Here is a 23,011-nt window from a genome sequence, read left to right on the forward strand (position 1 = left end):
ACTATCAGCAACCTATTCTTTAAAATCGTAATCAAAAAAATATGGCACGTAAATCTTCGAAACAGATCTGGTGGATAACGGGAGGTGTCGTGGTGGTACTCATCGCCGGGTTGTTTGGGGCCAAACAGGCTGGCTACATCGGCAAACCCAAGACTACTGAGGTAGAATACACGACCGTCAAAAAATCGGATATCATCGAACGGGTAAGTGCGTCGGGAAAAGTGCAGCCGGAAGTGGAAGTGAAGCTCAGCCCGGACGTGTCCGGTGAGATCATCGCATTGAATGTAGCCGAGGGAGATTCGGTGGTAAAAGGACAGCTGCTGCTGAAAATCCGCCCCGATAACTACGAATCACTGATGGCGCGCGCACAGGCTGCCGTCAATTCAAGCAAGGCCAATTATGAGCAAACCAAAGCATTGGTAGCCCAGGCGGAGGCAAGGCTCGTGCAGGCGAAGGCCAATTACGACCGTAATAAGAAGCTTTTTGCCGACAAAGTGATTTCATCCGCAGACTTCGAAGGCTTCGCGTCAAGTTATGGCGTGGCCCAGCAGGATGTGGAATCATCGAAAGCGAATGTAGCGGCGGCGCTTTTCAATATCAAGAGCGCGGAAGCGAGTATGCGGGATGCTGCGGAAAACCTGCGTAAAACCAGCATTTTCGCGCCGGTAAGCGGGATTGTATCGCTGCTGAACGTAGAAGCCGGCGAGCGCGTGGTAGGTACGTCGCAAATGGCCGGTACCGAAATGATGCGCATTGCGAACCTGGCTGATATGGAAGTCCGTGTGAATGTGAATGAAAACGATATCGTTCGGGTGTCGATCGGCGATACCGCGGAAATCGATGTGGATGCTTACAGCTCGTCGGGGCGTAAGTTCAAGGGTGTTGTGAAAGAAATCGCGAATACGGCTGCGGGACTTGCGTCACTTTCCTCATCGTCCAGTTCCGTTGCGAGCACTTCCGCGGACGCTGTGACGGAGTTTCAGGTGAAAGTGAAGATATTGAACGAGTCGTTCAAGGACCTGATGACCGCACGTTCGAAAAAATCTTACCCATTCAAACCGGGTATGACAGCATCGGTAGAAATCATTACGGAGCGTAAGAATGGCGTGGTATCGGTGCCTATCGCGGCGGTTACCACGCGTGGAGGAACCCAGCAGGTGATCCCGGGCTCTGGCGACGGCTCGAATAATAATGCACAGCCAGCGGAAGAAGACGAGAAGAAGCCGAAGAAGCAGGAAGTGATTAAAGAAGTGGTATTTGTTGATGTAAATGGCAAGGCGGAAATGAAGGAAGTGAAGACGGGTATCAGTGACTTCGAGAACATCGAAATCCTTTCGGGCCTCAAAGCAGGCGACAAGATTATCTCCGGGCCATACATTGCTGTATCCAAAAACCTGAATAACGGTGACCTCGTCGAGAAAAAGAAGGAAGATCCGAAAAAAGATGGAAAAAAATCAAATGAAAACCCGAACTGATGCGTTGTAAAAAAGTAATAAGTTCGATTTAGTTTAGGTTAAAAAGGAAAATCCTTGCGGCTTTGCTGCAAGGATTTTTTATTTTCAGCTATTTTGGCCCATATTTCAGCCAAATTCTGACATTTCCGCCGGATGAGTTTTTTAAATAATACCAAAATTGCCGTGATAGGCGGAGGAAGCTGGGCGACCGCCCTGATCAAGATCCTTTGCGAACAAAATCACGTACAGATCCGCTGGTGGCTCCGGAACCAGAAGGACATCGACCATATCCGGAAGTTCAACCACAACCCGAGCTACCTCAGCGATGTGGTCCTTTCACCGAAGAAAGTAAAGGTCTTTGAGAAAACGACCGATGCCGTAAAAGGGGCGGATTACATCATTCTCGCCGTTCCTGCCGCATTCATCCAGGAATCATTACAGCATTTATCGGCGAAGCATTTGCAGGGCAAACGCATTGTATCGGCCATTAAAGGAATGGTACCGGGCCAGAATGCCCTTGTTACCGATTGGGCCGCCGACGCTTTTGGCATTGAAATGAAAGATACCTGCGTAATAGCCGGTCCGTGCCACGCAGAAGAAGTCGCTTTGGAAAAGCAATCCTACCTTACCATCGCTTCAACTGAATGTCCCGCCGCCGAGGATTTTGCGGAGCTGATGACCTGCCGCTACGTGACGGCCAATGCGCTGGACGACCTTTACGGCGTCGAGTATGCCGCGGTGATGAAAAACATCGTCGCGCTCGCGTGCGGGATTACGCACGGGCTCGGGTATGGAGACAATTTCCAGGCGGTACTCGTATCCAATGCGATGCAGGAAATCGGGAGCCTGGTAACGGCCCTCGACCCCCGCGAACGGAATCTGAGTTCTTCCGCATACCTCGGCGATTTGCTCGTAACGGCCTATTCGCAGTTCAGTCGTAACCGGTTGTTCGGAAATATGATTGGTCGAGGATACAGCGTGAAGGCTGCGCAGCTGGAAATGAAGATGATCGCGGAAGGTTACTACGCAACAAGGAGTATTCACGAGCTCAATAAGACTTATCACGTTAATTTGCCCATTACCAACGCGGTTTACAGCATTCTCTATGAAGAGCATACACCTGCGGCGGTGATGAACGAATTGAAGAAGTTGCTCAAATAATAGCCTCTTTTCTGTTCGTGCGGGTATTCTGCAAAACGTTCAACCTATCATTTAATCCATGCTACAATACAAAAAGCAATCCAGGTGGCTCGCGGCTACCTTGCTACTGGGCTCACTTGTGATGACATCCTGCGGCTCGAAACAGACGGAAACGGCAGAGGACAAGAAACTGGATTCGCTCGCGAATGAAAAGGAATTTGTCTTCGGCGATCAGCGCCCGTTCCCGCAATGTCACGCGTCCACGCTCGTGCGGCTGGATGACGGACAGTTTCTGATAGCATGGTTTGGCGGTACGGAGGAAAAGAACCCGGATGTAGGTATCTGGCTTTCAAAAGGACGTCCCGGCCATTGGAGCGAACCGATAGAAGTAGCTAAGATCCGCGAGGATGCACACTGGAACCCGGTTTTGCAGAAAACTGCCGATGGTAAAGTGATATTGTATTTCAAAGTAGGGAAGGAGATTGCCCAATGGGAAACGTGGGTGAAAACTTCTTCGGACAATGGCGCAACGTGGTCGGAGGCCTATGAGCTCGTGAAGGGGGACAAAGGCGGCCGCGGCCCGGTGAAAGACAAGCTGATCGAGCTTTCGAACGGCGACTGGCTGGCAGGCGCTTCCAACGAAGTGAACCGCTGGGAAGTTTTTGTGGACCGCAGTACGGATAAAGGCAAAACATGGACCGCCAGCCCGTATTTCAAGATCGATACGATGGAAATCAAAGGAAAAGGCGCGATTCAGCCTACATTATGGGAGTCGGCACCGGGCAATGTGCATATGCTTGTGCGCACGACCGGCGGCGTGATCGGGCGTAGCGATTCGAAGGACAATGGCAAAAGCTGGTCGACCATTAAAAAGACCTCCTTGCCCAACCCGAACAGCGGTATCGACCTTGCAAAATTGACAGACGGAACGCTGGTACTCGCCTACAACCCCGACGACCACAACTGGGGCTCCCGCTCACCGCTTTCGCTGATCCTTTCGTACGACGACGGCCAGAACTGGACCGACAAGATTGACATTGCGACAGGCAAAAAAGAAGACGAATATTCCTACCCCGCCGTAATCAGCTGGGGCGATTCGGTGGCGGTTACCTACACTTATAACCGCCGGAAAATCGCATTCTGGACAGGAAGCAAAAAGGACATTGTCGACCTGGCAGCGAAGAAGAAATAGTATTAGTAACCCCGCAGCTCGATATCGTAGGACTCCATCATTTCAACATGCTTACCCATCTTTTTTTGGATGATTTTGAAATGATGGACGTCTTCGGGGCAAATCAGGGATATCGCCTCGCCGGGATTTTCGGCACGGCCCGTCCGGCCGATGCGGTGAATATAATCCTTCGGTGATCGCGGCAGTTCAAAATTGATTACAAAAGGCAAAAACTGGATGTCGATTCCGCGCGACGCCAGGTCTGTTGCTACCAGTACATTCAGTTTCCCGGATTTAAACTTATTCAAAGCCTCGGTGCGCGCGCCCTGGCTTTTTTTGCTGTGCATGGCCATCGCGTCAACGCCGTTCTTTTTCAGCTTTTCGACGAGGTTATCCGCCGTTCTGGTCGCTGAAACGAACACCAGCACCTGTTTCATTTCCTTAGATTTGATCAGATACCTCAGTAGCGGCCCCTTTCGGTCGGGATCGACGAAGTAACCGGTTTGTTTGATCAGATCAAGGTTCTGTTCTTCCTCCTCGATTTCAATGCGGATCGGGTTTTTTAGCTGGTTTTTATTGATTTTATCTACTTCATCTCCCAAAGTGGCGGAGAACAATATGCTCTGGCGCGTTTTAGGAAGCAGGAAGAAAATGTCCCGCATTTCGTCGGCGAAACCCATATTCAGCATCTTGTCGGCCTCGTCGAGTACCAGAATGCCTGTTTCGGACAAGCTGAGGGCTTTGTAAGAGATTAGTTCGAGCAGTCGTCCCGGCGTGGCTACCAATATCTCCACATTTTGCATTGCGATCATCTGCGGATTGATGGACACTCCGCCAAACACCGCCAGGGTTTTCACTTTGCGCGGAAGCCTTTCCCCGAAGGTCTGGAAAACCACACCAACCTGAACCGCCAGCTCACGGGTAGGTACCAGTACCAACGCGGTAATGTGCCGGTTTTTCGCTGGTGGCCTGTTTTGAAATGATTCCAGAATAGGCAGGACGAAACTTGCCGTTTTCCCGGAGCCTGTTTTAGCGATGCCAAGCACATCATTTCCCTTCAAAATGGCTGGAATTGCGGCCTGCTGAATCGGATACGGTTGAGTATAATTCTGTTCAGCAATGGTTTTTAGTAATGGTTCGGACAATCCAAGCGATTGGAAGGAAATTGTGTTCTCCGTCATGCGGTCATTAGTTTTGTGATCGGTGCAAAGATAGAACTACCTGCGCAAATGCCGCTTGTCCGCCCGTCCGTCAGAAACTTTCGATCACCAGCATTCATACAATCATGTCGTACAACCGCAGGGAATTCCTTCAAAAATTAGGGTTTGGAGCCCTTCAATTGGGTGTAATCAGCGCTATTCCGGCTTCGGCCTGGGCGTCGTCGCTCAGCTATGGGCAGTTACCACGCAGCTCGCCGGAGGCGCAGGGAATGTCGGCCAAAGGCATCCTGGACTTCGCTAATGCTGTGGAAACCGACCGGCTGAACCTGCATAGTCTGATGGTTCTGCGGCAGGGAAAGGTTGTCGCCGAGGGCTGGTGGGCACCCTATGCCCCGGATTTGAAGCATACACTGTATTCGCTTAGTAAGAGCTTTACTTCCAGCGCGATCGGTTTCGCCGTGGCGGAAGGTAAGCTGAAAGTGGATGACAAAATCGTTTCCTTTTTCCCGGACGAAAAACCTGCAACGGTGAGCACCAACCTCGCGGCCATGCGCGTACGCGACCTGCTCAGCATGTCGACCGGCCACGATAAGGACACAACCGGGAAGCTGCGCGAGTCGGGCAGCGATAATTGGGTAAAATCGTTTCTCGCCCAGCCCGTCGAGCACGAGCCGGGGACATTCTTTGTGTACAATAGCGGGGCTACCTATATGTTATCGGCGATCATTCAGAAATTAACTGGCCAAACTCTGCTCGAATACCTCAAACCGCGCCTTTTCCAGCCTTTGATGATCGAAGATGTGGATTGGGAAGTGGACCCGAAAGGCATTAATACCGGCGGGTGGGGATTGCGGGTGAAAACGGAGGATATTGCCAAATTCGGGCAGTTGTATTTACAAAAGGGAGAGTATAATGGGAAACGCATTCTTCCGGCTGCTTGGGTAGAAGAAGCTACACGCTCGCATATCATGTCCAAAGGCAGCAACCGCAAGCCTGAGGACGATGACTGGCAGCAAGGCTACGGCTACCAGTTCTGGCGCTGCCGCAATGGCGCATACCGCGGCGACGGCGCTTTCGGGCAATATTGCATTGTGATGCCCAAAGAAGACATGGTCGTAGCCATCACCAGCGAAACCGGCGACATGCAGGCCATTCTGAACCACGTTTGGAACCACATTTTGCCGACGGTAAAAGCTACCGGCGTTCCGGCCGACAAAGGTGTTCAAGGCGAAATGCAAAAGAAGCTGAGCTCGCTTACACTGCCGTTAACAGCCGGAAAACCGACTTCCGAACTCGCCGCGAAAATGAATGGTAAAGCGTTTAAGTTGGCAGATAATGAGTTAAAAATTAATAAAGTCTCCTTCGAATTCGACAAAGGCTGGTGCCTGTTCCGCGTGACCGACGACAAAGGCGAACACCTGGTGGTAAATGGTTTAGGTAACTGGAAAATCGGTCTGACGGACTTATCGACCCTGCCGCTAAAATTGGTACTAACCCCGGTCCCGGGCGAAAAGAAAACAAAAATCGCCGCCAACGGAGCCTGGATCGACGATACGACCTTCGAAATGACCTGGCGTTTCGTCGAAACCGCGCATTATGAGACGGTACGATGCAAGTTTGAGGGGGATAATTTGCAAGTTGAGTTTAAAAGAAGCCTGGCAATTATCGGTAATACGAAAGACCCGAGGCCGGTTTTGAGCGGGAAGGTAATCGCTTAGATGCTGATTGTCAGTTCAGTTTTTTATATTTGTATAAACTAGCTTAAACACACCACACTATGAGAATAACAATCGATTGGTACAAACTGAAACTGGCAATGGCTGGTAAAGGCAAAGCGAACAAAGCCAAAAAAGAAAAGCAGGATACTACCGAGTATCTTCTGAGCAGTAAAGAAAACAGGGAAAGGTTGCTCAGAGCGATCGCAGACCTGGAAAATGGTGGAAAAAATTTCCATGAAAGAGCGCTTATTGAAGAATGAAGCTAATCTTTCACGATGAAGGGTGGGAAGACTACCTTCATTGGCAGCAAACAGACAAGAAGATCCTGAAAAGGATCAACGAATTGATAAAGGATTGTAAAAGATCTCCTTTTGATGGAATCGGAAAGCCCGAGCCGTTGAAGGGAGATCTTTCCGGTTATTGGTCCCGCAGGATAAACGAAGAGCACCGCTTGGTATATTCGGTAACATCCGATGCGATCAGGATATTGAAATGCAGATTCCATTATAAAAAGTGAGCGGGCCTTAGTTTTGAAAATTTCGTCCTTAAAATCTGACCTTTAATTTAATAACATTACTCAGACTTGCCCACATACGTAATCACAAAGTGAAAATACCATTCTCCTAAAACTTAACGCAGCCGTGATTCACAATCTCGGCTGTTTTTCATATCATTAGCCTTCAAATCTTTAACAAAAATCACAAACATGAAAAAGAACATTTTCCTGGCCCTTTTGATGATGGTAGTTGCATTCGGGGCGAATGCGCAGAAATTCAGAGGGCTGGATAAGAGTCCGCGTGATATTGCCTATTTCCCGGACCACTTCGCGCATGACCGCAAGGATGGCGAGAAGGCGTTGGTGAAGGTTTCGTACAGCCGTCCTTTTCTGAATGGCCGTGAAATATTCGGGAAAAAGGAGCCTTATGGCAAGGTTTGGCGCCTGGGTGCGGATGAATCTACCGAGATCAAATTTTATGAGGATGCCACTTTCGGCGGTAAAAAAGTGAAAGCTGGTACCTACTCGCTGTTCGCGATCCCGAATGAGAAGGAATGGACGATCATTTTAAGCACCGATGTCGATTACTGGGGTGCTTTCAAATACAAGGAAGCCAACGACGTGCTGCGCGTGACGGCGCCGGTAAAAAAAGCAGATGCACCGATCGAGAACTTTTCGATCGTGTTTGAAAAGGTTTCTGATAAAGCCGCGAAAATGTACCTCGGTTGGGAAACAACCATCGTAGAAGTGCCTGTGACGTTCTGAGACCGCTGAAATGGCATGGTTCTTTCTTAGGATCGATATCTCAACCAACAGACTATTGAAATGGCAGATATCAATGATCAGATCGAACAATTCTTTGAGGCATACGAGCAGCGTTTTGCCGAAGGGCTTGCCGGGAATGCGGTAGCGGAAGAAACGGCAAAGGCTTTCGCCGATTTTTTTGTTGAGGCGAGTCCGGTAGGTATTTCGGGTGGTAAAAATGACCAGAGCTTTCTGGACGCGGTGCCGAAAGGTTATGATTTTTATCGCTCCATCGGCATTACCAAAATGGAGATCCGCCAGCTGGACATTACCGAGCTGAACGAGTTGCATTACATGGTGGAAGTGTACTGGGAGTCGTTTTATGAAAAGGATGGCGTATCGGATTCGATCGAGTTCAGCGTGATTTACCTGCTCCAACATCTGAACGGGACGCTGAAAGTATTTGCTTACATTACCGGTGACGAGCAGGCTGTTTTGAAGGAGAGAGGCCTTGTGTAGACGACGGATACTGGCATTATTATTGTGAAAGCTGGCCGGGAACGCAATGTTCCTGACCAGCTTTCTACATTAATATCAACAAACATGAACAAATACCGCTTCATTATCGCCGGTATGCTGGCTTTGGCGTCGCTAACCGGTTGCAACAACGAAAAGAAGGAAAAAGAAGAAGCTGCGCAAACTGGCCCCGATTCGGTGGCTACCGCAACCGACCAACTTACACTACCCGCGCCTTTCGCAACCGAATCTGTGGAAAACCGGCCCAAAGAAGAAGGCTGGCCTGATGATAAAATGCCCGTGGCTCCCGAAGGTTTTGTGGTGACGAAATTCGCCGACAAGTTTAACAGCCCGCGCTGGACCTACGTCGCTCCCAATGGGGACATTTTCGTGGCCGAATCGGGGACGAAAAAGAGTGCCGACCGCATTACGCTCCTACGCGATGTGAACAAGGACGGTACGCCGGAGATGCGCGAAATATTCCTCGAAAAGCTCAATAAACCACTCGGCATGCTGGTGCTGAATGGATTCTTCTACGTAGCAAATACCGATGGACTTTTTCGCTATCCCTATAAAGAAGGTGAAACGCGGATCACTTCCAAAGGCCAGAAAATTTTAGAATTGCCGGCCGGTGGATACAACAATCACTGGACGAGAAATATCCTGGCAAATGCAGACGGTAGCAAAATCTACATTTCCGTAGGTTCGGCAAGTAATGTGGCCGACCACGGCATCGACGAAGAAAAGCGCAGGGCGAATATCCTGGAAATTAACCCCGACGGCTCGGGTGAGCGCGTATATGCAAGCGGGCTGCGCAATCCGGTGGGAATGGACTGGGCGCCGGGCTCCAACGTGCTCTGGACGGCCGTGAACGAACGCGATAAGCTGGGCGACGACCTCGTGCCCGACTACATTACAAGTGTGAAGGAGGGCGGTTTTTACGGCTGGCCCTATGCCTATTTCGGCCAGAACGAAGATCCGCGCAGGAAAGGCGAACGGCCGGACCTCGTAGCCAAGACCATTGTGCCCGACGTGCCGGTTGGCTCGCATACGGCCTCGTTGGGGCTGGCTTTTTACAACAAAACCCGGTTTCCTGCCAAATACCATAACGGCGCTTTCGTAGGCCAGCACGGATCGTGGAACCGCTCGAAACTTTCGGGTTACAAAGTGGTTTTTGTACCATTTAAAAACGGCAAGCCGGCAGGTAAGCCCGAGGATTTTCTGACTGGTTTTGTAGAGAATGAAAAGAAGGTGTATGGCCGCCCAGTGGACGTGACGGTGATGGCCGACGGGTCGGTACTGGTGAACGACGACTCTGGAAACGTCATCTGGCGTGTGGCTGCCAAATAAGAATTTGTTAGTCGTTGGAAATAAAGCGGCCTGGGGAAGCAGCCAGGCCGCTTTTTGTGAAATAGGAAAATCATTTGCAAAAGTTTCTTCCATTTTTCTTGGAAAAATATACCAATCAGTATATTTTTGTCATGTGAATTTGATTTCACAAAAGAACTAACCGGCTGGTCCCGGTTTTAATTTTCTAAAATAATATACCGATTGGTATATTTTAAACCTGAAAGACAATGAAAACTACTGGAAATACAATTTTGATCACCGGCGGAAGTGCTGGTATTGGCTTCGAATTCGCGAAAGCATTCTCTGCAAAAGGTAACCATGTGATTATCACCGGTCGTAATGAAGAGCGTCTGCAAAAAGCCGCTGCACAGCTTACCAATGTAACGCCTGTCGTTTTCGATGTGGTCGATAAGCATTCTACGGATGCATTTGTGGCACGGCTGGAAAGTGAGTTTCCGGAACTGAATGTCGTGATCAACAATGCCGGAAAGGCCTCTTACTACCACCTGGATGGTGACGAGGACGCCGCGACGCTGGCCGAAGAAGAAATCACGACCAACTACCTCGCGATTATCCGCCTGAATCAGAAACTGCTGCCATTGCTCAAAAAAGCAGATGAGGCGGCGATTGTGACGGTTTCTAGCATTGCGGGACTTGTTCCCAACCATTTCCTGCCTACTTATGCGGCAAGTAAGGCGGCATTGCACTCCTATACGCAATCGCTTCGCATTACGCTGGGCCAATCTTCCAATATCAAAGTATTCGAAATCCTGCCTCCGCTGGTGGATACCGAGTTTTCAGCTGAAATCGGTGGCGCAACCAATGGTATCCCGCCGAAACAAGTGGCCGATGAACTCGTGGAAGCATTTGAAAACAATACCTATGAAATTCTCACAGGACGTACTGCCGATGTATTCAATCTGTTTTTGAGCAATCCCGCTGCCGCTTTACAGGCGATGAACCCGACGGTGGACCTCCAAAATGCCTGAGAAGGCAGTGTTGACAAGTAACCTTCAATTCACAAAAATCACATCCGGAATGAGACAGAAAATCGCTTTTGCCATGATCATGGGCGTCGTTACGACGGGCATAATTTCCTTCGCTTTGATTTCCCTAAATATTGGATTTGTTACCAATTTTTTGGTGATTTGGCTCAAATCTTGGAGCATGTCGTATCTGATCGTCATCCCGGCAATCCTGCTGATTGGCCCGAAGGTGCAAAAACTGGTCGACGACATCTTCAAAGATACACTGACTCAGGAGGTTGACTGACCGTTCCTGATGTCCTGGATCAAATAATCAAACTGTATGAAAAGAGTAGTAGTTACCGGCCTGGGGGTTATTTCTCCGCTGGGGAATTCTGTGGACGAATTCTGGCAAAATATTGTAGATGGTAAAAGCGGTGCTGCTACCATTACTAAAATAGACGTTTCCAAATTCAAAACGCAGTTCGGCTGCGAAGTGAAAGACTTCAGGGCCGAAGATTATATCGAGAAGAAGGAGATTAAAAAATACGATCTGCATACCCAGTACGCCATTGCGGCATCGGATACGGCGATCAAAGACGCAGGGTTGGACTTCGCGAATATTGATCTGGAAGACCGCCACGATATGGGCGTGATCTGGGCGACCGGAAACGGTGGTATGGGCACATTTGAAGACCAGTTGCTGGAATTCCACGCATCGGGCGGTGTGCCGCGTTTCAACCCGTACTTTATTCCCAAAATGATCGTGGATATTGCGGCGGGCGTGATCTCGATCCGTCACAAGTTGCACGGTCCCAACTATTGTACCGTTTCGGCTTGTGCTTCTTCGAACACGGCATTGATCAGCGCATTCGACACGATACGCATGGGTAAGGCCAAACTGATGATAGCCGGTGGCTCGGAAGCTGCGATTATCTATTCCTCACTGGGCGGTTTCAGCGCGGCGCAGGCACTTTCAAAAAGAAATGATGATCCGGCAACGGCTTCACGGCCGTTCGATAAAGACCGTGACGGTTTCGTGATGGGCGAAGGGGCGGCGGCATTGATCCTCGAAGATCTGGAACATGCCCAAGCGAGAGGCGCTAAAATCTATGCGGAAATCGTTGGCGGCGGCATGGCTGCCGATGCTTACCACCTCACCGGAACGCCTCCGGACGGGATGGGCGCCGCATTGGGTATGAAAAAGGCCCTGAAAGAAGCAGGCATTACCGCTGATCAGATCGACTACGTGAATGCGCACGCGACTTCAACCGGCCTGGGCGATATGAGCGAGCTGCACGGTATGAAAACCGTGTTTGGCGACCATCCGGTAGCGATCAGCGCCACTAAATCCATGACCGGCCATTTGCTGGGCGCGGCGGGAGCCATTGAAAGCATCGTTAGCGTTTTGGCGGTGAAGAACGATATTATCCCGGGTACCATCAATACCGAGAACCTCGACGAGGCGATCCCGGAAGGTATGAATATCATATTGGGTAAGTCGGTGAAACAAACCGTGAATTACGCGCTGAACAATACCTTCGGTTTCGGAGGTCACACGGCGACATCCATATTCAAAAAATATACGGAGTAGGGCGTTGCCTTACTCCGTGATTTCCGAAAGGATTTCCACAACCCCGTTTTCATCGTTGCTTTTAGCGATGAAACGGGCTATTTTTTTGATATCCGGGTGCGCATTCGCCATCGCGTACGAGTAATGCGCCTTTTCGAGCATTTCGAGGTCGTTGAGGTAATCCCCGAAAACCATCGTCTGCTCGGCTGTCACCTGGAATTTTTCCTGCAAAACTTCCATTGCGCGGCCTTTGTTGGCTTTTTTGTGCGAAATGTCGAGCCATATCGGCCCGGAGACTTTCACTTGCAGGTCGTCTTCGTATTTTTTGTAATGCGGGTAGCTGTTCACTTCGGAACCGGCCAGGTCGCATAATGTGAATTTCAAAAACTGGTCGTCCGAGATTTCGAGCAGGTCGTTCACTACCTCGTATCTTTCGAAATACAGTTTGAGGTGATTGATAAACTCCTCGTCGTCGTTTTCGACGTAAGCCTTTTTCTTCCCGCAAATGATCGGGTAGGTATTTTTGATCTTTCTCGAAATCAATATCAGCTCGTGGGTAATCTCCGGGTCGATCGCCTGAATGTGGATTTCCTCATCTTTAAAAACCACATAACTGCCATTTTCGGCTGCAAAAATGACTTCGTCCTTTACCGCATCGAGGGTTTTGGCGAGGTTGAAATACTGACGACCGCTGGCTGCGACGAAAATGATCCCGTGATTTTTGAGTTTTCTGAAAACAGGAAAAAAAGATTCGTGGATTTCGTGTTTGGAGTTTAAAAGCGTACCGTCCATATCGGTAGCCACAAGCCGGATGTCGGAAAATGTCATACTTGATTGAATATTGCCTTACTAATCAAGCCAAATAAGCCGGGTATGGTTCCGTTTTTACTGCTTTTTTAGAATATTCGGTACTGTACGCCCACGCGCCATACACGCATGTAAAGCTGGTTAACGCCGCCGTCCCAGCCGTTAAGCCAGTTGGTGACCCCGTGTGCGTAATTGACGGTCAAACCTAGCCGTTTGCCGGAGATTTTCGCTTCGATGCGCGGACGGAAATCGAGCCCGGGCGTGAGGCCGTCGCGATCAGTGTAGTGGTCATCTTCAAATACTTCCCGCACTACCAGCCTGCTTGAACTGCTCAGGCCCAGTCCGAAATCGGCACCTCCACGGAGCGAAAGATCCAGGTTCTCCGCCAATGGGAAGTTGTATCCGGCGCTTGGGAAAATGTTGATGAAATGATTTCGGGTAATGTTGTAGGCATTTTCAGTTTTAAAAATCATATCGTCAACCTGAAAATTCTCCACGTTGATTCGCGTCCGGAGGTTTTCGTAACCGGCTTCGAGTGCCAGCAGGAAATGGTTTTTGTATTCATGCTGCACGGTGAGACTTGCGCCGTAAGTAGTAGTCGGCACATTGCCCAGGTATCCCGCGGCGCTCGGCGTGCAATTGCAGAAAAGCCCACCGGTACTGGACGAAGTCGTTTTTTCTGCGCTCGCACCTGCAAAACGCGAAACGCCGCTGTTGAGGCCGACCGAAAATGTAGTTCGCTGAGCAAGGCCGATGTGGCAGATTAACAGAAAGGAAAGGATGGAAAGAATTTTCATGGATTTGGGTTTTGGGAATGGAAACTGTCTGGTTGACACAGTTTGTCAACAGTCGGTTGCATGAAGAAAATGTTAAATTTCAAAGACGATTCTTCTTCCCAAATGTACCACCACGAACCCGGTCGCATTTTTTGCTGTTTCGAAAGCACGGTCCACACCACATCCGCAGCCTGATGAAATTTTCAAAGTACTACCTCACCGCATTCATTTCGTTCCTGATCTGGGGCTTTTTCAGTCTGGCCCTCAAACCGTTAAAGGGTTATCCGTCGCTCGATATCCTTTTCTACCGCGTGTTCATGTGTGCGGCGGTGATGGCGGTGATCAGTTTGTTCGTACGCGTAAAAGTGCTGAAAGAAAGTGTCGCGACATTCAAGGCAATGCCCGCTGCGCGGAAACGGCAGGTAGCATTCCTGACGCTGATCGGTGGTGTGTTGCTGACGGCCAACTGGTTTTTCTTCATTTACGTGATGAACCACATCAGCGTGAAAGCGGCGTCGTTCGCCTATCTGGTCTGCCCGATCATGACGACCGTGATCGCGTTTTTCGTACTCGATGAAAGGCTCAGTAAATGGCAATGGACAGCGGTAATGCTTAGTGTATTAAGTTGTATCTTGTTGTCATTCAACAATATATCCGATATTCTGTACAGCCTCATCGTAGCAGCTTCCTATGCATTATACTTGGTAAGTCAGCGGAAAAATACAGGGATCGATAAGTTCCTGGTACTGACGATCCAGATCATATTCTCTGCATTGCTGCTCCTGCCTTTTTATCCCAAATACAGCGCTGCGCTGCCCACGGAGGCTTCTTTTTACATACTAATCACACTCATAGCGGTGGTTTTTACAATCATTCCGCTGTTTATGAACCTGTACGCATTGCAGGGCGTGACTTCCTCTACAATGGGTATCCTGTTATATATCAATCCATTGATGAATTTCGCGATTGCATTATTCTACTTTCATGAGCCCATTAATGCGACGCAGATCACGGCCTATTCGATGATCCTGCTATCGATTATTATTTTCAATGAACGATTCATTTTCGGTAGGGGCCGCACCGCCGTCGCCTGATTTTCGGTAGGCGGCCGAGCGGATAAAACGGCTGAAACGGAAGGTTTCAGATGTCAGGTGGTAGTCATGATTGTCAAAATGCCGGGTCATGTCGGGCAGTTGATCGGCTTCTACGTGACTGATATTTTGGAAGAAAACATACATCGAGCGGAGCAGGGTTTTTTGCCAGAGACGATTAATGTTTTTATCAATATGAAAGTCGGTGAACAGCCATAATGCACCATTTATGAGGATACTATCCAATTTTTGAAAAACTACCTGCGCGCGTGCGGGGCTGAAATTGTCGAACAGAAATGGCGTCATAATCACGTCGTAGGCGGCTGGTGCGGTGTAATCTTCGATACCGGTGTGAATGAATCTCACCTGATTGTCTTTAAAATCTCTTTTTCTGGCCAGTTCCAGCATATTGGATGAGATTTCCACGTAATCGATGGTCAATCCTGACGGGCAGATTTTGGCCATTTCTTCCAGTATCCAGCCCGTGCCTCCGCCTACGACGAGCACGCGTGCGGGAGGCGTCAGCAGCGGCAGTAATGCCTGCTGCGCACTTATGATCGCTTTCCCGAAGATGAGCTTGCTGAGTTGGTCGTAATGGGTGGCAATGCGGTCGTAATTGTTCAGCATGGGCTAATGCGGGTTTTGATACACAAAAAAGCTGCCCGCGATCCCGCATAATGCCTTTACGAGTAACAGGCCGTCGATTACGATGAGATAGAACAAAATGCTATGCCGCCTTTGCATCGAAAATGCCACAGCCAGCAAGCACACAAACGGAGCCATATTGAGCAGGATCGTCGGGAGCCCAAATCCGCGGTAAGTAGCGAACAGTAGCAACGAAACCAATCCGATCACCAGTAGCGGCACCAGTACATAATAGATCGTATTCCGCAGGCCCATCCGTACGGCAAATGTTTTCAGCTCGATATTGGCGTCGTCTTCATAATCCTTCATATCGAACATAATGGCATTGACGGTGCAAAACATCCAGTTTTTCGTAAAAAGCCAGAGCATCAGCAACGGTTCGGCGACCGTCACACCTCGCTCGATCCGCAATGCCGCCACCGGGAAGATGTTTACGCATCCTGCCCACACAAAGCCTATTACAAATGCTTTGAGCCAGCCGGTATGCCTCAGGTTAAAGGAAATAAGGGATTTTGGGAGCAAACCATAATAGAGGACGGCGGCAAGTGGCACTATGGACAGTATCAGCCAATAGTAAATCGGTAAATGCAGTACCGCATGGAAGTTTTCAATCAGATACCAGCTTCCTGTGACCGCACAAATGCTGAGCAATACGATCTGGCTCACCCGTACGAAGCGGTAATGGAGCCGGTACCATTCGGTGCGTGGATTGGCCGAGACTTTGGGCGCGACAGGCCCGGAATAGGCGATCGTGTAGTAAAAAACAGTTGTGCAGAAGAGTAGCAGGTAATATGCCGGCGAATTGAGTGGGAGGTTTAGCTGAAAGGCAGTTTCCAAAGACAATGCGACCGCCAGCAAGCCGACGAAGTAGTTTGCAAAAAATAGAAATGGGATAATCCTCTTTAACATATCTGCCTGTGAGCCAGCGCCAGCGCCTTTGTGACGACCGAATAATATAATTAAAATATCGATTTAGAATTTTTAAAGAGCGTGTGCGAAGCCTCACCGCTATTTCCTACATTCGAAATGGATACTTCTTAAACCACCAATTACATGAAAAAAATCTATTTGCTGCTAACCCTTTGTCTTTCGACCCAGACGACCGCATTTGTTTTTGCACAAAGTAAAGATCCGGTCCGGACGGATCCAGTCCGGAGGGACCCGGTTGTTGAAAACATCGTGAAGGAGGCCACAGAAAATTCACAACTTGAAAAACTGGCCCACGAACTGATGGACGTAATCGGCCCGAGGCTCGTGGGCTCACCGCAAATGCAGCAGGCGCACGACTGGGCGGTAGCGAAATACAAAGGCTGGAATATCACCGCCAAAAACGAAAAGTGGGGCGAATGGCGGGGCTGGGAACGCGGCGTATCGCACATCGACATGGTGGCGCCGCGCGTGAAGTCGCTCGAAGGCATGCAACTCGCATGGAGCCCCGGTACCAACGGTAAAACTGTGACTGCCGACGTGGTAATCCTGCCCGATGTGGCCGATTCGGTGGCATTTCAGAAATGGTTGCCTTCTGCAAAAGGCAAGTTTGTGCTCATCAGTATGAACCAGCCCACCGGCCGGCCCGATTACAACTGGCAGGAATTTGCGACCAAAGAGTCATTCGAAAAAATGAAGAAAGACCGCGACGTGCAAACCGACGCCTGGGCCAACCGCCTGAAAAAGACCGGCTATACTGCACGTGCATTACCGCTCGCATTGGAGAAAGCCGGGGCTGCGGGTGTGGTTATGTCTTATTGGTCAAAAGGTTTTGGGGCTAATAAAATATTTGGAGCTTATACCAAGACGATTCCTACGGTGGATATTTCGCTGGAAGATTACGGACTGCTCTATCGACTTGCAGAATCCGGCCACACGCCGAAAATCAGTGTGCGCGGGGATGCGAAGGAAACAGGTGTAAGTCAGACGTTTAACACGGTAGGGGAGATCAAAGGCACCGAGAAACCGAACGAATATGTAATCCTTTCCGCGCATTTCGACTCCTGGGACGGTGGAAGCGGCGCCACCGACAATGGTACCGGCACACTCGTGATGATGGAGGCGATGCGGATTTTGAAAAAAGTATATCCTAATCCCAAACGCACGATCCTTGTCGGCCACTGGGGAAGCGAAGAGCAGGGGCTGAACGGCTCCCGCGCATTTGTAGAAGATCACCCGGAAATTGTGCAGAATATCCAGGCGGTATTTAACCAGGATAATGGGACGGGCAGGGTCGTTAACATGTCCGGTCAGGGCTTTTTAAATTCCTACGAATATCTCACGCGTTGGCTTTCCAAAGTCCCCGATCCGATCCGTACGCCTATTCAAACCTCGTTCCCGGGTGCTCCCGGCACCGGAGGCTCCGACTTCGCTTCGTTTGTGGCGGCTGGTGCGCCGGCGTTTTCGCTGAGCTCATTGAACTGGTCGTATGGCACGTACACCTGGCATACCAACCGCGATACGTACGACAAAATCGTATTCGACGACGTCCGCAGCAATGCGATCTTAGCCGCTATTCTGGCATATCAGGCTAGCGAAGATCCCGCCAAAACTTCCCGCGACAAAAGCGTTCTGCCTCTTGACGCCAAGGGTGTACCCGGCGCTTGGCCCGAACCACGCAAGCCAACCCGTCGCGGCGGCCTGGATTAACCCGCGCATAACCCATTTTTGAAAGCAAAGGCATATATTGTCTTTGCTTTTTTTATTAACCAGAATTTCGGAATCAATGCAAATAGAGATCATACAGGAGCCAGTTGAAAACATTCTCATCATCCGTCCTTTCGAACAAGGCACCGAGCTTTCTAACCAGGAAATGTTCAAAGCGGAGAAGGGGGAAATATGGTGGTACTCTTCGAAGGAATTGTGGGTAGGATTGGGAAAAACACCTAAGCTCCCGGCAATCATCAAAATTTTCCGTTCGCTTTTTTTTAAAAGAAAAGACCGCTGGCCCGCACACATTACGCTCGACGCCCGCGGGCGCGATGCGGAATGGATTGGAAATGCTGTAAATGGACTCGTTTTGGGCGGTTATGATCTGCAACTATACAAAACCGAGCCGAAGGCGGTCAGCGAATTTTTTAAATCGGGAACACTCTCCATCATCGCAGATGAAGGTTCGGATGTAAAACTATCTGCTGAGAATGCATTAAAAACAGCTTTGGTGCAAATACGCGTCATGGATCTGATGAATGCCCCTTCCAATTACAAAAAGCCTTCCACGCTGGCTGAATGGGCCCGTAAGTCGGGTGCGGAGAATGGGTATTCGGTGGAAATATTGGAGAAAAAGCAATTGGAACACGAGGGAATGCATGCATTGCTGGCCGTAAATAAAGGAAGCGACGAGCCGCCGGTAATGATCGTCTCGGAGTATAAACCGGCGCATTATACTAGAACGGTGGCGCTGGTAGGCAAGGGCGTTACGTTCGATACCGGCGGCATTTCGATCAAACCATCGGCCAATATGCATTTGATGAAAAGCGATATGGGCGGTGCAGCGGCGGTTTTGGGCACTGTCGAGCTGGCTGCGCAACTGAAACTTCCCGTGCGGATTATCGGTGTGATACCTTCTACTGAAAATTCGGTCGATGGCTCGGCGATGAAACCTGGCGATGTAATCGGCTCGTATGCCGGTAAAACGATCGAAGTGATCGATACCGACGCGGAGGGCAGGCTGATCCTCGCCGATGGGCTGCATTATGCCGTCAAACAATATCAGCCGGATGTGCTCATCGATCTGGCAACGCTCACGGGCAGCATTATCCAGACGCTCGGCTACGAAGCGGCAGGGCTCTTTACACCTAACGATATTCTCGCGGCAGAGCTCGTTCAGGCAGCCGACGAAACGGGGGAACGCCTCTGGCGCCTGCCGGTTTGGGATGAATATAAGGAAGAGATCAGTTCAGACATTGCCGATGTCAAAAATTACCACGGCAAACCGCTGGCCGGGGCGATCGTAGCAGCGAAATTCCTGGAAGTTTTTACCGCCGAACACCCTGCCTGGGCACATCTCGACATTGCCGGAATGGCGTTTGGTGATACCGAGTTCGCGCCCGGCCGTGCGGGGACAGCCTACGGAATAAAGCTGTTGATTGCTTATTTGTCGAAACTTGCCGGTTAAGGCCGGATGCCCGGGTTGTAACGGAAATTTAACCCGGGCTTTTCTTGTCAAAATGGTTCTTTTTGCTAGATTTGAGAATATATGCTTTGCGGCATGGCTCGTTCGTAAATGCTGTTACCGTCCACCAAATCCCGTTTTATGACCCGAACTCTGACTTTTCTCTGCATTTCCACCTATTTCAAAGGCAACGATTTTTTGCAGGCGCTCAAAGACGCCGGTAACAAGGTCTTTTTGATCACCGCGAAAAAACTGGAAAACAAACCTTGGGTCAGGGAGGCCGTGGATGAGTTTTTTTATGTGGAGGAAGGCGAGGACGGTACTTACAATATGAACGAGATCATCACCGGCCTCGCATACGTCATGCGTACCCGCCCGATCGACCGCGTGGTGGCGCTCGATGATTTCGATGTGGAAAAGGCCGCGCATATCCGCGAGTATTTCCGCATTCCCGGGATGGGGCAGACCACCGGCCGTTATTTCCGCGACAAGCTCGCGATGCGCACCAAAGCGTTGGAGTCGGGCATTCTGGTACCGGGCTTTTCGGCGCTTTTTAATGATGATCAGATCAATCGTTTCATTGAAAAATATCCGGGCCCATGGATGATCAAGCCGCGTTCGGAGGCTTCCGCATCAGGCATTCAGAAACTGAGCACAGTCGAGGAACTCTGGAACACTATTCATGAACTGGGCGACAAGCGGCATGCCTACCTCGTGGAACAATACAAGCCCGGTGACGTTTACCACGTCGATTCGATCTCTTACAACGGTATTGTTATATTTTCCTGGAACAGCAAATACCTTGCGCCGCCATTCGACGTCGCACACGGAGGCGGCATATTCCGTTCCGTTACGGTACCGCTGGATTCTTCCGAAGAACATGCATTGCAAACGCTCGCCGTGGATTTGCTCAAAGCATTTGGATTGAAGCACAGTGCCTCGCATACCGAAGTGATCCGTTGTTATGAGGATGGTAAATACTATTTTCTCGAAACATCATCCCGCGTCGGCGGCGCCCATCTTTCTGAAATGGTGGACGCGGCATCGGGCATTAACCTCTGGAAAGAATGGGCCCGGATGGAAACGGCGGAAGCGAAGGGCGATAACTATAAATTGCCACCTGTCAGGAAAGAATACTCAGGCATTCTTATCTCTCTGGCTCGCCAGGAATGGCCCGATCTGTCGGTTTTTAATGACCCGGAAGTGGTCTGGCGCATGAACGAGCCACATCATGTCGGACTTGTGGTAAGGTCCAAATCCCGCGATAAGGTGCTGGAACTAATGGACAAATATGCGGCCATTGTTCAGAAAAAATACCACGCTTCGGCGCCGGCCCCGAAGAAGCCAGCGCATTAATTATCACTTTTTAGGTAATGGGACTTGGAAACGGCTGGCCGGCTGATAGCAAAGTTCTCCGCGATCCACCTTTAAAACTGTATGAAAGCCTTTTCATCGGTTCGATTTCGAGGATTTTGTGATACATAATCCCATCCCGTTTCTGCGCCTTCCGGGGTTTTTGCTGCGTCTGGCATTCAAAACCTATCTCGGGTTGAAATCCTTCATGGGGCTCCATTTGGCGAGAGTTTCGGGATTAGTCAGGCATTCCCAGATCATCTCGAGCGGATATGGATAAAACCATTTGAGTTTGATATCGCGTCTCATAAAGCGTAACTTTTTAGTTACGCAATTTTTTAATGAAAAGTTTTTGTAGAAGTGTGTTACCAAAGTGAAAAGCTGACGTCTAAATGGATGGACTTAAACACATTCCATGATGGGCAAGATTATCAGCACTGCGTTATTCAACACTGTAAAAGACCTTATTCTCGCTAGCCGGCAGCATATTGCAGTTTCTGTGAATGCGGAGATGAGCATGCTTTACTGGAAAATCGGCAAAGTCATTCGCCAGGAAATTCTCAAAGACGAGCGTGCAGAATATGGAAAACAAATTCTCGCTACACTGTCGCGCGAATTGACGAATGAGTATGGAAGGTCGTTTTCGGAGCAAGGTTTGAGGAGAATGGTACAATTTGCGGAGCTGTTTCCAGATGAACAAATTGTCGTTTCACTGACACGACAGTTGAGCTGGTCACATATGAAGGAGATTTTACCGATCTCTGAACCAATAAAACGCGAATTCTACATCCAAATGTGTATCCACGAAATGTGGAGCGTGCGCACATTCCGGGAACGCATTCAATCCATGCTTTACGAGCGCACGGCTATTAGCAAAAAGCCGGAGGACGTGATCATCAACGATCTGCAACTTCTGAAAAGCGAGCAAAAACTGAACCCTGACCTGGTTTTCAAAGATCCATACTTTCTTGATTTCCTGGGCTTGAAGGACGCCTATTCCGAAAAGGACCTGGAAGCGTCGATCATCGTAGAATTGCAGCGGTTCATCATTGAAATGGGCGGCGATTTCGCATTCATGGCGCGGCAGAGGCGCATTACCATTGATCACCGGGATTATTTCATCGATTTGTTGTTCTATCACCGGCGGCTGAAATGTCTTGTGGTAGTCGATCTGAAAATGGGCGAGTTTGAGGCGGGTTTTAAAGGTCAAATGGAGCTTTATCTGCGGTTTCTGGAAAAGTATGAGAAGATCGAAGGCGAAAATGATCCGATCGGATTGATACTATGCTCTGGCAAAAGCAGCGAGCATATCGAGCTGATGCAGCTGGGCCAAAGTAACATCCGCGTGGCCGATTACCTGACGGCGCTGCCTTCGCGACAGGTTTTACAAGAGAAGCTGCACAAAGCAGTCGAAATAGCCCGGCACAAAATGGAGCAGCGCGATTTGTCCAAAATAAAAACGGGTCTGCCAAGCGATTAGCAGACCTGTTCCTGATATCTCTAAAATGGTTTAAACCAGTTTAAATGCCTGACGCCCCAGCAGCACCCAGTTTCCTTTTACTTTTTGGAATACCATGAACACACCGAGCTTCACCTGCGCAGGGTCTTTTCCCTTATTATGGGTGTCGCCATACAGCTTGTGACGGACCAGCGCTACATCACCCGAAATAGAGATCGTTTGCTCGCTGAGGTCGATTTTAGTGAATTTGGATTCTTCGCTTACGAGCGCGCGGATGAACTCCTTCTGATCTTCCAAAAGACCGTTGGAGTGGCCATAGGAGAGGGAAGGAGAGGTAAGTTTTTTCAAATCGGCTTCGTTGGCGCTGATAATGGCTGTTTTGAGTTTTTCAACGGTAGCGGCAACTGCCTTTTCATCGGCACTTTGCGCAAATACAAATGCATTGCCTATCAAAAGGAACGCGAGGAGCAAAAATGTTTTTTTCATCGATT

The 23,011-nt window shown here is 49.6% G+C and carries 24 protein-coding genes; 17 read left to right on the forward strand and 7 right to left on the reverse strand.

Annotated features, from left to right (window positions below; translation table 11 throughout):
• Positions 1-41: 41 nt before the first annotated feature.
• The 3 genes from BMW93_RS09180 (at position 42) to BMW93_RS09190 (ending at position 3,786) form a co-directional block, all read left to right on the forward strand.
• Complete coding sequence (locus BMW93_RS09180; RefSeq protein WP_090374911.1) at positions 42-1,475, forward strand: efflux RND transporter periplasmic adaptor subunit; 1,434 nt, start codon at positions 42-44, stop codon at positions 1,473-1,475.
• Positions 1,476-1,607: 132 nt separating this feature from the next.
• Complete coding sequence (locus BMW93_RS09185; protein WP_090374912.1) at positions 1,608-2,615, forward strand: NAD(P)H-dependent glycerol-3-phosphate dehydrogenase; 1,008 nt, start codon at positions 1,608-1,610, stop codon at positions 2,613-2,615.
• 58 nt (positions 2,616-2,673) lie between these two features.
• On the forward strand, positions 2,674-3,786 hold the full coding sequence (locus BMW93_RS09190; RefSeq protein WP_177194052.1) for an exo-alpha-sialidase: 1,113 nt from the start codon (positions 2,674-2,676) through the stop codon (positions 3,784-3,786).
• A 2-nt stretch (positions 3,787-3,788) separates the two neighbouring features.
• Here the strand turns inward: BMW93_RS09190 and BMW93_RS09195 are convergent, their stop codons facing one another.
• A complete protein-coding gene (locus BMW93_RS09195) occupies positions 3,789-4,946 on the reverse strand; it encodes a DEAD/DEAH box helicase (protein ID WP_090374913.1) in 1,158 nt (385 codons plus the stop codon).
• Positions 4,947-5,050: 104 nt separating this feature from the next.
• Here BMW93_RS09195 and BMW93_RS09200 point away from each other — a divergent pair, with 104 nt between their 5' ends.
• From BMW93_RS09200 to fabF, 9 genes are all read left to right on the forward strand, one after another.
• Positions 5,051-6,643, forward strand: a complete 1,593-nt coding sequence (locus BMW93_RS09200) for a serine hydrolase (RefSeq protein WP_090374914.1) — start codon at positions 5,051-5,053, stop codon at positions 6,641-6,643.
• Between the two features lie 59 nt (positions 6,644-6,702).
• Positions 6,703-6,903, forward strand: a complete 201-nt coding sequence (locus BMW93_RS09205; protein ID WP_090374915.1) for a hypothetical protein — start codon at positions 6,703-6,705, stop codon at positions 6,901-6,903.
• A complete protein-coding gene (locus BMW93_RS09210) occupies positions 6,900-7,160 on the forward strand; it encodes a Txe/YoeB family addiction module toxin (RefSeq protein ID WP_090374916.1) in 261 nt (86 codons plus the stop codon). Before BMW93_RS09205 ends, BMW93_RS09210 begins: the two co-directional genes overlap by 4 nt.
• Positions 7,161-7,349: 189 nt before the next feature.
• Positions 7,350-7,904: a DUF2911 domain-containing protein gene (locus BMW93_RS09215; RefSeq protein WP_090374917.1), complete on the forward strand. Its 555-nt coding sequence runs from the start codon at positions 7,350-7,352 to the stop codon at positions 7,902-7,904.
• Between the two features lie 60 nt (positions 7,905-7,964).
• Positions 7,965-8,402: a hypothetical protein gene (locus BMW93_RS09220; protein ID WP_090374918.1), complete on the forward strand. Its 438-nt coding sequence runs from the start codon at positions 7,965-7,967 to the stop codon at positions 8,400-8,402.
• Positions 8,403-8,486: 84 nt separating this feature from the next.
• Positions 8,487-9,749, forward strand: a complete 1,263-nt coding sequence (locus tag BMW93_RS09225) for a sorbosone dehydrogenase family protein (RefSeq protein WP_090374919.1) — start codon at positions 8,487-8,489, stop codon at positions 9,747-9,749.
• 227 nt (positions 9,750-9,976) lie between these two features.
• Positions 9,977-10,738, forward strand: coding sequence for an SDR family oxidoreductase (locus BMW93_RS09230; protein ID WP_090374920.1), 762 nt, complete (start codon positions 9,977-9,979; stop codon positions 10,736-10,738).
• A gap of 49 nt (positions 10,739-10,787) precedes the next feature.
• On the forward strand, positions 10,788-11,021 hold the full coding sequence (locus BMW93_RS09235; protein WP_090147974.1) for a DUF2798 domain-containing protein: 234 nt from the start codon (positions 10,788-10,790) through the stop codon (positions 11,019-11,021).
• A gap of 36 nt (positions 11,022-11,057) precedes the next feature.
• On the forward strand, positions 11,058-12,308 hold the full coding sequence (gene fabF, locus BMW93_RS09240; protein WP_090374921.1) for a beta-ketoacyl-ACP synthase II: 1,251 nt from the start codon (positions 11,058-11,060) through the stop codon (positions 12,306-12,308).
• A gap of 9 nt (positions 12,309-12,317) precedes the next feature.
• Here the strand turns inward: fabF and BMW93_RS09245 are convergent, their stop codons facing one another.
• Both BMW93_RS09245 and BMW93_RS09250 read right to left on the reverse strand, forming a co-directional pair.
• Complete coding sequence (locus BMW93_RS09245) at positions 12,318-13,115, reverse strand: HAD family hydrolase (protein WP_090374922.1); 798 nt, start codon at positions 13,113-13,115, stop codon at positions 12,318-12,320.
• 68 nt (positions 13,116-13,183) lie between these two features.
• Positions 13,184-13,891, reverse strand: a complete 708-nt coding sequence (locus tag BMW93_RS09250) for an outer membrane beta-barrel protein (RefSeq protein WP_090374923.1) — start codon at positions 13,889-13,891, stop codon at positions 13,184-13,186.
• A gap of 173 nt (positions 13,892-14,064) precedes the next feature.
• Here BMW93_RS09250 and BMW93_RS09255 point away from each other — a divergent pair, with 173 nt between their 5' ends.
• Positions 14,065-14,964 (forward strand): EamA family transporter, encoded by a 900-nt coding sequence (locus BMW93_RS09255; protein ID WP_090374924.1) that lies wholly within the window; start codon positions 14,065-14,067, stop codon positions 14,962-14,964.
• On the opposite strand, the gene BMW93_RS09260 is transcribed toward BMW93_RS09255, so the two are convergent.
• Both BMW93_RS09260 and BMW93_RS09265 read right to left on the reverse strand, forming a co-directional pair.
• Positions 14,902-15,588 carry a class I SAM-dependent methyltransferase gene (locus BMW93_RS09260; protein WP_090374925.1) on the reverse strand — a complete coding sequence of 229 codons (687 nt, stop codon included), beginning with the start codon at positions 15,586-15,588 and terminating at the stop codon, positions 14,902-14,904. The two genes, BMW93_RS09255 and BMW93_RS09260, sit on opposite strands and share 63 nt — an antisense overlap.
• 3 nt (positions 15,589-15,591) lie before the next feature.
• The gene (locus BMW93_RS09265; protein WP_090374926.1) at positions 15,592-16,515 is read right to left on the reverse strand and encodes a UbiA family prenyltransferase; all 924 of its coding nucleotides are present in this window, start codon (positions 16,513-16,515) and stop codon (positions 15,592-15,594) included.
• A 144-nt stretch (positions 16,516-16,659) separates the two neighbouring features.
• Between BMW93_RS09265 and BMW93_RS09270 the strand changes: the two genes are divergently transcribed.
• The 3 genes from BMW93_RS09270 (at position 16,660) to BMW93_RS09280 (ending at position 21,064) form a co-directional block, all read left to right on the forward strand.
• The gene (locus BMW93_RS09270) at positions 16,660-18,243 is read left to right on the forward strand and encodes a M20/M25/M40 family metallo-hydrolase (RefSeq protein WP_090374927.1); all 1,584 of its coding nucleotides are present in this window, start codon (positions 16,660-16,662) and stop codon (positions 18,241-18,243) included.
• Positions 18,244-18,319: 76 nt separating this feature from the next.
• The gene (locus tag BMW93_RS09275; protein WP_090374928.1) at positions 18,320-19,711 is read left to right on the forward strand and encodes a M17 family metallopeptidase; all 1,392 of its coding nucleotides are present in this window, start codon (positions 18,320-18,322) and stop codon (positions 19,709-19,711) included.
• Between the two features lie 138 nt (positions 19,712-19,849).
• Entirely contained in the window at positions 19,850-21,064 is a 1,215-nt protein-coding gene (locus tag BMW93_RS09280) for an acetyl-CoA carboxylase biotin carboxylase subunit family protein (protein WP_229240302.1), read from the forward strand.
• 183 nt (positions 21,065-21,247) lie between these two features.
• Here the strand turns inward: BMW93_RS09280 and BMW93_RS36050 are convergent, their stop codons facing one another.
• Positions 21,248-21,370 (reverse strand): SRPBCC domain-containing protein, encoded by a 123-nt coding sequence (locus BMW93_RS36050; protein ID WP_255372342.1) that lies wholly within the window; start codon positions 21,368-21,370, stop codon positions 21,248-21,250.
• Positions 21,371-21,479: 109 nt separating this feature from the next.
• Here BMW93_RS36050 and BMW93_RS09285 point away from each other — a divergent pair, with 109 nt between their 5' ends.
• Positions 21,480-22,541, forward strand: a complete 1,062-nt coding sequence (locus tag BMW93_RS09285) for a PDDEXK nuclease domain-containing protein (RefSeq protein WP_090374930.1) — start codon at positions 21,480-21,482, stop codon at positions 22,539-22,541.
• 30 nt (positions 22,542-22,571) lie between these two features.
• Here the strand turns inward: BMW93_RS09285 and BMW93_RS09290 are convergent, their stop codons facing one another.
• Positions 22,572-23,006: a nuclear transport factor 2 family protein gene (locus BMW93_RS09290; RefSeq protein WP_090374931.1), complete on the reverse strand. Its 435-nt coding sequence runs from the start codon at positions 23,004-23,006 to the stop codon at positions 22,572-22,574.
• Positions 23,007-23,011: the final 5 nt, after the last annotated feature.

This window comes from Dyadobacter sp. SG02 (assembly GCF_900109045.1).
In the GTDB taxonomy this organism is placed as follows: domain Bacteria; phylum Bacteroidota; class Bacteroidia; order Cytophagales; family Spirosomataceae; genus Dyadobacter.